This is a genomic window from Phenylobacterium sp. (genome assembly GCF_035276905.1).
Taxonomy (GTDB): domain Bacteria; phylum Pseudomonadota; class Alphaproteobacteria; order Caulobacterales; family Caulobacteraceae; genus Phenylobacterium.
The window spans coordinates 1-8,275 of sequence record NZ_DATELG010000003.1; the positions used below are offsets into that span (position 1 = coordinate 1).

The 8,275-nt window shown below is 66.2% G+C and carries 8 protein-coding genes; 1 reads left to right on the plus strand and 7 read right to left on the minus strand.

Going from position 1 to position 8,275, the window contains the following annotated elements; translation table 11 throughout:
* Positions 1-673: M48 family metalloprotease (locus tag VJS38_RS00125; protein ID WP_324086127.1), on the plus strand; the 673-nt coding region annotated here is incomplete at its 5' end.
* Positions 674-706: 33 nt separating this feature from the next.
* Here VJS38_RS00125 and VJS38_RS00130 read toward each other — a convergent pair.
* From VJS38_RS00130 to VJS38_RS00160, 7 genes are all read right to left on the minus strand, one after another.
* Entirely contained in the window at positions 707-1,129 is a 423-nt protein-coding gene (locus tag VJS38_RS00130; protein ID WP_324086128.1) for a hypothetical protein, read from the minus strand.
* 121 nt (positions 1,130-1,250) lie between these two features.
* Positions 1,251-2,330 (minus strand): hypothetical protein, encoded by a 1,080-nt coding sequence (locus VJS38_RS00135; RefSeq protein WP_324086129.1) that lies wholly within the window; start codon positions 2,328-2,330, stop codon positions 1,251-1,253.
* A 284-nt stretch (positions 2,331-2,614) separates the two neighbouring features.
* Complete coding sequence (locus VJS38_RS00140; protein ID WP_324086130.1) at positions 2,615-2,872, minus strand: dodecin family protein; 258 nt, start codon at positions 2,870-2,872, stop codon at positions 2,615-2,617.
* A 343-nt stretch (positions 2,873-3,215) separates the two neighbouring features.
* A complete protein-coding gene (locus tag VJS38_RS00145; protein WP_414692391.1) occupies positions 3,216-4,259 on the minus strand; it encodes a ribonucleotide-diphosphate reductase subunit beta in 1,044 nt (347 codons plus the stop codon).
* A gap of 235 nt (positions 4,260-4,494) precedes the next feature.
* The gene (locus VJS38_RS00150; protein ID WP_324086132.1) at positions 4,495-5,292 is read right to left on the minus strand and encodes a hypothetical protein; all 798 of its coding nucleotides are present in this window, start codon (positions 5,290-5,292) and stop codon (positions 4,495-4,497) included.
* 317 nt (positions 5,293-5,609) lie between these two features.
* Complete coding sequence (locus tag VJS38_RS00155; protein ID WP_324086133.1) at positions 5,610-7,487, minus strand: ribonucleoside-diphosphate reductase subunit alpha; 1,878 nt, start codon at positions 7,485-7,487, stop codon at positions 5,610-5,612.
* 379 nt (positions 7,488-7,866) lie between these two features.
* Positions 7,867-8,275 (minus strand): OmpA family protein (locus tag VJS38_RS00160; protein ID WP_324086134.1); only part of this gene is annotated, 409 nt, incomplete at its 5' end.

An 8,275-nucleotide genomic window follows, 5' to 3' on the forward strand; every position in this document is an offset into this window, starting at 1 on the left:
GGTCTACGTCATCGACCAGGATCAGCCGAACGCCTTCGCCACCGGCCGCGATCCGGCGCACGCCGCCGTCGCCGCCACCCGCGGCCTGTTGCGGATGCTGGACCGGCGCGAGATCCGCGGCGTCATGGCCCACGAGCTGGCCCACGTGAAGCACCGCGACACGCTGACCATGACCGTCACCGCCACCATCGCCGGTGCGGTCTCGGCGCTGGCCAATTTTGCGGTCTTCTTCGGCGGCCGCGACGAGAACGGCCGCCCGACCGGCCTCGTGGGCGCGATCCTCGTCAGCCTGCTCGCCCCGCTCGCCGCCGCCCTGGTGCAGATGGCGATCAGTCGCGGCCGCGAGTACGAGGCCGACCGCGGCGGGGCTGAGATCAGCGGCGACCCGCAGGCGCTGGCCCAGGCGCTCCGGAAGATCGAGGCCTACGCCCGCGGCGGCTACCTCAACCCCGACGCCGAGGCCCACCCGGCCACCGCCCACATGTTCATCATCAACCCGCTCGCCGGCCTGGGCGGCGACAACCTCTTCTCCACCCACCCGGCGACCGAGAACCGCGTCGCGGCGCTGATGGAGATGAGCGGCGAGGCCGGCCGCGCCCCGCTACGGCCGACCCGGGGGCCGGCGACGGCCGTGCCGCTGACGCAGAACGGGCGGCGGGGGCCTTGGGGGTGAGGGGGCGCCCCCAAGCTCCGGCAGCAGGTCAGTTCAGCTTGCGGAATCCTGATGCCTGGAGATGGTTGGCTCGAACTCGCTGAGCATGAACCACTGCACCTCGCTGAACCGCGGGTCACGGGCGAGCGCCTCGCCGAGACGGTCCAGAAGCTCCAGATAGAGCGGGTGATTTCGACCGATCATCTTCGGCCAGAGGTTCGGATCGGCGAAATAGGCGACGTGCTTCTCGATCTGCGTAACCCGCATCCAGAGGGAACGCCCACGGTAGCGGAAGCCCATGTCCCAGCCTTTGAAGTCGGCGCACTCGATCGGATCGAGCTCGCAGCCGAGATCGACCAGGATTCCGCCGATGGCTTCGAGCGACGGCCGTCCCGGCCAAACCAGAAAGTCTGGCCCCTCTTCGACCGCGCCGCTCGGAAGTTCAGTCAGGAATTCCGCAACCTCTCGAACTCGCATCGCCCGCCCCGATAGCCAAGATTCACGCCGCAGGGGCGCACGCGAATTGTAACGAAGTCAATAACATAACAAGAACAAAAACAGCTGGCCGGAGCGGGCGCCCGCTCCGGCTTCTGCTGGATCATTTTTTGCGAACTGCCCTCCGCCGTTGCGGGGAAGACACGACCTGAGGCTGGTCATCAACCTGCTCCCGGTCCGGTGAGAACTCGCCAAGCCCCTCCAATACAGCCGGCCCGCCAACCAGCACGCCCTTGGTCGCACCTGGTGTTCCGTACAAGAGCCGCTCGGCCTGATTGTACTTCGTCCATCCCAAGTCACGGCCGCCGCTCCACCCCCCGCCGCCAAATTCGCCCGAAACGTTTCCGCCGCCATAATATTTATCGAGGCCGACATGTCTCTGATAAAACTGGCCACGCTCGACTTGCGGCTTCACAACATTGAATGGGCTATCAATCACGATTTTCGGAATCGGGATGTTCTCCAACACCCGTTTTGACGCGTCTTCCACCTTTAGAGCTTTGGCGACTTTCTTGACGACCGGAATCTGGGCAACGCTCTTCGCGCGCTGCGGAATAATTGAATGATGGCCAACGCCATCGTAAGGCGTGGCGAGATAATTTGCCAATTCCGGCGACGCGCCCATCTTGATGTACTTGGCTGGACCAGCCTTTGCGAAGCGTCCGAGTTCCGCCGCGCTCTTAAGTTCCCCCGCGACAGGAAGGACGACTGTTGCGACATTGTAGACTGCTTCGCCCTGTTTCATCCCGATATCGAGTCGACGACGCATCTCATCCTCAAGGCTTGCTGCCTCTGGCGTGGCCTTGGGATTTAGATCTTGGTTGAGATGAGTCCCCAATTGACGGGCGTCATCCAACAGACGCCTGGGAGCCTCTCCACGACTTTTCACATAGTCGACGGCGCCTTTCATCGCACCAGTAACACCTCGGACGGCGGCATCGTGCTGCGATGATCGGCTGTTGGCGAGGTTGGCGGCGAGAACGGCGCCGTCACGCAGGCCCTCTGCGTCGTGGACGACGCCGCGCCCGGCCCCTAATACCTGTCCCACCGACTCCGCGGCCTTCCCTGCTACGGTCTTAGCCAGCGGACTGCTGTCCAGCCTGCGCAGCATCCCCTGGCCAAGCTGCGCTGCTTGATCTTTCAGCGCTTCGAGTTCGCGCCGGCGCCGGTAGACATCCCACATCCCCATTCCGCTCATCCCCTCGTGAGAACCTGAGCGGAAGACGCCCGCTCTCACTCAAAGGCTGAGCTGGGTCGCCGGGGAATCAAGAACATTTCAGGAACATTGGCGTTCGGCCGAATGCCGGCTGCCAGCGGCCCGAACGTGTTTGGCGGCGCGTGAGGGACGGCTCTCGTGACGGGAGCGCCCCGCTTAGCAGGTGAAGGCAGCGCTGCGATCCGTGCTGAAGCCATGCTTGGGGTTCGCCTCCTCCTTCATTTCGCAGGGAAGGGGCGATACACAAACGGTTACGCGTGCGGCTGGGCCCCAGCTCCCGCGTGCGCCGTGGCCGCGTTCCACGGGACCTCGTACTTGAAGCTGACCTTGAGCTTCACCCGGAACTGCTGGATGCCGCCGCGGTCGTCGATGACGATGTCCTGCTCGGCGACCTCGGCGACGCGCAGGTCCCGCAGCGTCAGCGATGCGGCCGTCAGCGCCTCTCGCGCCGCCTCTTCCCAGCTCGTCGGACTGGTCCCGATGACTTCAGTCACGCGGTAGATGCTCATGGGCGCCTCCGGGCGTTCAGCCCCCGCAGCGCAAAGCGTTAGGCGCCTTGGGGGCGGGCTGCAAGCACCACCGCTAACCCGAAGTCCGTCCGGACACGGAGAGCCATAGATCTCATGGCGGCCAGCTCGCATCTGCCGTGAGATTTACGGCGGGGAAGCATCTGGCGATGCTCCCGCTCCACAACTGTCATCCCGGTTTCGCGTAGCGAAGACCGGGACCCATACGCGCCGGCTCTGCAGAAAAGAAAGCGGCGCGGCCGCATCCGTGCGAGCCGCGCCGTGTGTATGGGTCCCGGATCGGCCTGCGGCCGTCCGGGATGACGCCGCGGGGTGGAGTGTCCAATCACTCCGCCGGCAGCGCGCTCTCGCCCCGCTTCGCCAGCATCTTGTCGAACTCGGCCCAGACGCCGTCCTGGCCGTGCCACTGGCCGCGGGTGGCGGCCTTGGAGTACTCGGTCGAGCGGGCCTCGAAGAAGTTGGCGTGCTCGACGCCCGACAGCATGCTCTGCAGCCAGGGCAGCGGGTTCTCCTTGGCGCCGTAGACCTCCGGCAGCTGCAGCTGGCGCAGGCGCCAGTCGGCGATGAAGCGGATGTAGCTCTTGATGTCCTCGGGCGTCATGCCCTGGATTTCGCCGGCCTCGAAGGCCAGGTCGATGAACTTGTCCTCCAGACCGACCACGGTCTTGCAGCAGTCGACGATGTCGTCGGCGACCGCCTTGGTGACCGCCCCGGTCTCCTTGTTGAAGGCGTGGTAGAGCTTGACGATCCCCTCGCAGTGCAGGCTCTCGTCGCGCACCGACCAGGAGACGATCTGGCCCATGCCCTTCATCTTGTTGTGGCGTGGGAAGTTCATCAGCATGGCGAAGCTGGCGAACAGCTGCAGCCCCTCGGTGAAGCCGCCGAACATCGCCAGCGTCCGGCAGATGTCGGCGTCGCTGTCGATGCCGAAGGTCTGCATGTAGTCGTGCTTGTCGCGCATCGCCTGATAGTCGAGGAAGGCCGTGAACTCGGCCTCGGGCATGCCGATGGTCTCGAGCAGCAGGGCGTAGGCGGCGATGTGGATCGTCTCCATGTTGGAGAACGACGCCAGCATCATCTTCACCTCGGTGGGTTTGAAGACGCGGGCGTAGCGCTCCATGTAGTTGTCGTTCACCTCGACATCCGACTGGGTGAAGAAACGGAAGATCTGGGTGAGCAGGTTGCGCTCGCGGTCGTTCAGCTTGGCGGCCCAGTCCTTCAGGTCCTCGCCGAGCGGAACCTCCTCGGGCATCCAGTGGACCTGCTGCTGCTTTTTCCAGAAGTCGTAGGCCCAGGGGTAGCGGAACGGCTTGTAGGCGTAGGAGGGCGTCAGCAGGCCAGGCAGTTGGCGGACGTTGGCGGTGGTCACGGACATTTCCCTCGCACGGAATCGCTCGCGTGGAGCGACTAAGATGAGGCTAGCAGCAGCCAGTTCAACATCTAGCGCGAAGTTAAGGCTCCCTCCCAAGATGTTGTGAACAAGCCTGGGGACGAGGCTCTCGGATCCTCCACCGCCAAGCGGGGGAGGTGGCGCGCGAAGCGAGACGGAGGAGGCGCTTCGGCATCTGCGATGGCCCCGCCAATGGCGGAGGATCCGACGCCCCCTACTTCTTCGGCGGGCGGATGGCGAAGGTGAAGCCGGCGACCGTGTCGCCTTTGGCGCCGCTGCCCCAGTAGAGGTGCTCGCCCTTGATCTCGCGGTGCAGGACGCCGAACGAGGTCTGCATCGACCCCTTGCGCCAGCCGACGCCAACCTGGGCGTCGCCGACCAGCGTCGAGTTCTGGTCTGTCGTCCAGCCGGCGCGGGCCCAGCCGGCGTCGCTGTGCAGCATGTTGAGGCCGACCGCGCGGCCGCTGGCGGCGGCGAACATGTACCAGCGGCCCGTGTCGCCGAACTTCGCGCCGTCGCCGACGCCGATCGCTTTCAGGCCGCGCTTGGCCGCATCGTCCTTGCGCTGGCTGAGCTCCACCCGGGCGCCGGCTTCGGCGAGCGTGCCGTAGGGCGTCATCCCCACCGCGGCGTGCGGCGAGACGTCGACCCCGAAGCTCTTGGTGTTGAAGGAGACCGCGCCCGGCCAGTCGTGCACCACGCTGATCTCGTAGGACTGTGGCTCACCGGCGGCGCGCGCGGCGAAGCCGGCGACGCCGGGGGCCTCCGCCGGATCGGCGAGGCTGACGCGCAGGCGGGTGTGGGAGGCCAGCGGCGCCTGGGTCGAGCGCCAGTTGACGGCGGCCGCGTCGCCCGACGGCGAGGACTGGCTGAACAGGGCGGCCATGGAATCCTGCGGCGCGATGTCGGAGGGGGCGACGGCGTAGGGAGACAGCTTCAGCTCGCCCGCCTGCGCCGCAGCGGCGAACGCGCATGTCATGACGACGACTTGCAGCCCAGCCCAGCGCCGCATTTTCCTCTCCAACGACCGCGGTTGCCCCACGGTTCAGCTAGCGTCTCACATCTACGCAAATCCGCACGTAGAAAAGGGTTCCCGCAAGAGTGGCGCCATTAGGCATGCCGTCCATCGAGGCGAACCCTGAGGCGGCTCGGGTCGCGCCCGAAGGCCGAGGGGAAAAACGCAAAAGGCCGGAGGGTTCTCCCTCCGGCCCGGAGCATTTTTCTGAAGTTAGACCATTCGCTACGCCGAACCGGCGGCCACTTCGGCTGCGAATGGTCTGCGCCACCTTACGGTGAACAAGTTCGATCACATTTGCGCGCACGCATGCCCTACTGGCAGGCGAGGCACTCCTCGTAGTCGGTCTTGCCCTCGTTCGGCAGGGTGATCTGGGCGATCTCCTCGCCGCCGGCGTGGGCGGCGCGCTGCACCGACTTGGAGCGCAGGTAATAGAGCGACTTGCAGCCCCGCTCCCACGCCATCCAGTGCAGCATGTGCAGGTCCCATTTGTCGACGTCGCCCGGCAGGAAGACGTTGACCGACTGCGACTGGCAGACGTCGGGGGTGCGGTCGGCGGCCAGCTCGACCACCCAGCGCTGGTCGATCTCGAAGGCGGTCTTGTAGACGTCCTTCTCGTCCTGGCTCAGGAAGTCGAGGTGCTGCACCGAGCCCTCGTTCTGCAGGATCGAGTCCCACACCGCCGGGGTGTTGCGGCCCTTCGCCTCGAGCAGGCTCTCCAGGTAGGGGTTCTTCACCGCGAACGAACCCGACAGGGTCTTGTGGGTGTAGATGTTGGCCGGGATCGGCTCGATGCCGGCGCTGGTCCCGCCGCAGATGATCGAGATCGAGGCCGTCGGCGCGATGGCGATCTTGTGGCTGAAGCGCTCCATGACGCCGCGCTCGGCGGCGTCCGGGCAAGGCCCGCGCTCGGCGGCGAGCTTGCGCGAGGCCGCGTCGCAGCCGCGGCGCAGGGTCTTGAACAGGCGCATGTTCCAGGACTTCGCCAGCGCGCTCTCGAACGGCACGTTCTGGCCCTGCAGGAAGGAGTGGAAGCCCATCAGGCCCAGGCCCACCGAGCGCTCGCGCCGGGCGGCGTAGACCGCGTGCTTCATCTCCGGCGGCGCGCGGCTGATGAAGTCCTCCAGCACGTTGTCGAGGAAACGCATCACGTCCTCGATGAAGGTCGGGTGGTCGCGCCACTCCAGGAACTTCTCGGCGTTGACCGACGACAGGCAGCAGACCGCGGTGCGCTCCTCGCCCAGGTGGTCCTTGCCGGTGTGCAGCATGATCTCCGAGCAGAGGTTCGACTGGCGCACGCTGAGGCCCAACTCGCGCTGGTGCTGCGGCATGGCCCGGTTCACGGTGTCGGAGAAGATCAGGTAGGGCTCGCCGGTCTGCAGGCGGATCTCGAGGATCTTCTGCCAGAGGCTGCGGGCGTCGACCTCGCGGATCACCTCGCCGGTCTTGGGCGAGCGCAGGCCGAACATGGCGCCGTCGCGCACGGCTTCCATGAACTCGTCGGTGATCGACAGGCCGTGGTGCAGGTTGAGGGACTTGCGGTTGAAGTCGCCGGAGGGCTTGCGGATCTCCAGGAACTCCTCGATCTCCGGGTGGTGGATGTCGAGGTAGACCGCGGCCGAGCCGCGGCGCAGCGAGCCCTGGCTGATCGCCAGCGTCAGCGAGTCCATCACCCGGATGAAGGGAATGATGCCGCTGGTCTGGCCCGCGCCCTTGACCTTCTCGCCGATCGAGCGGACGCCGCCCCAGTAGGTGCCGATGCCGCCGCCGTTGGAGGCCAGCGCCACGTTCTCGTTCCAGACGCTGACGATGCCGTCGAGGTTGTCGGGCACCGCGTTCAGGAAGCAGGAAATCGGCAGGCCGCGCGAGGCGCCGCCGTTCGACAGCACGGGGGTCGCGGGCATGAACCAGAGATTTGAAATGTAATCGTAGATCCGCTGGGCGTGCTCGGCGTCGTCGGCGAAGGCCGTCGCCACCCGGGCGAACATGTCCTGGTAGGACTCGCCCGGCAGCAGGTAGCGGTCTTCCAGCGTGGTCTTGCCGAAATCCGTAAGCAGCGCGTCGCGGCTGCGGTCGACCTCGACCTTCCGCACGAGCTGCAGCTGCGGTCGATCGGCGCGCTTGTCCGCCCGCCCATTTTCCAGCTGGCCTGAGCCGCCTGAGATCTCAACCTTCGCCGCTTCGATGCTCATGTGTCCCAAAACCCACTATAATCAGGAGCTTCGGCGCGGATCGCCTGCACTCCTGGCCCCCTATATCTTGTGGGCCCCGCACCCACGCAACCCATATATGGGGACACGTTGGCTAAAGAGTCGTCAATGAGGCGATCCATCCGCCCCCAGCCTTTTTTCCTAACAACCTCTTAAATGCGATCTTTCTCCCTCGGGGGAAGGGGTCGGCGGGCGCGGCCGCGGCCAACGATTCACAGGACTGTGAACAGCCTTTTGTTAAGCTTCAGCGCCGCAGCAGCGTCAGACCGCCGCGGTGGGGAACCGCGCCCCCAAACGCAAGAAGCCCGGCCTTTCGGCCGGGCTTCCGCTAACGCATCCGACGAACCGTCGGCGATCGAGATCAGAAGTTGATGTCGATCGTCGAACGACGGTTCAGCGGCTCCTTCACGCCGTCGGCGGTCTGGACGGCGAGGTCGGTCTCGCCCTTCCAGTCGACCGCCAGGGCGGTCTGGGCGACGCCAGCACCCACCAGGGCGTCGGCCACCGCCTTGGCGCGGCGTTCCGACAGGCGGGTGTTGTAGGCCGGCGAGCCGGAGGTGTCGGTGTGGCCGACCACCACCACGCGGGTCGCATGACCGGCGTTGGCGTAGTTGGCGGCTTCCGTCACCACCTGCTGGGCTTCCGGCGTCAGGATGTACTGATCGAACGGGAAGTAGACGATGAACTGCTTCGCCTCGAAGGCCGGCGGCGGAGGCGGCGGCGGCGGAGGCGGAGGCGGCGGGGGAGGCGGCGGCGGCGGGGGCGGAGGC

Bases quoted from the DNA above. Each gene is read 5' to 3' on its own strand.
- VJS38_RS00135 (WP_324086129.1), bottom strand. From the start codon at position 2,330: ATGTGGGATGTCTACCGGCGCCGGCGCGAACTCGAAGCGCTGAAAGAT.
- VJS38_RS00140 (WP_324086130.1), bottom strand. From the start codon at position 2,872: ATGAGCATCTACCGCGTGACTGAAGTCATCGGGACCAGTCCGACGAGC.
- VJS38_RS00150 (WP_324086132.1), bottom strand. From the start codon at position 5,292: ATGCGGCGCTGGGCTGGGCTGCAAGTCGTCGTCATGACATGCGCGTTC.
- VJS38_RS00155 (WP_324086133.1), bottom strand. From the start codon at position 7,487: ATGAGCATCGAAGCGGCGAAGGTTGAGATCTCAGGCGGCTCAGGCCAG.
- VJS38_RS00130 (WP_324086128.1), bottom strand. From the start codon at position 1,129: ATGCGAGTTCGAGAGGTTGCGGAATTCCTGACTGAACTTCCGAGCGGC.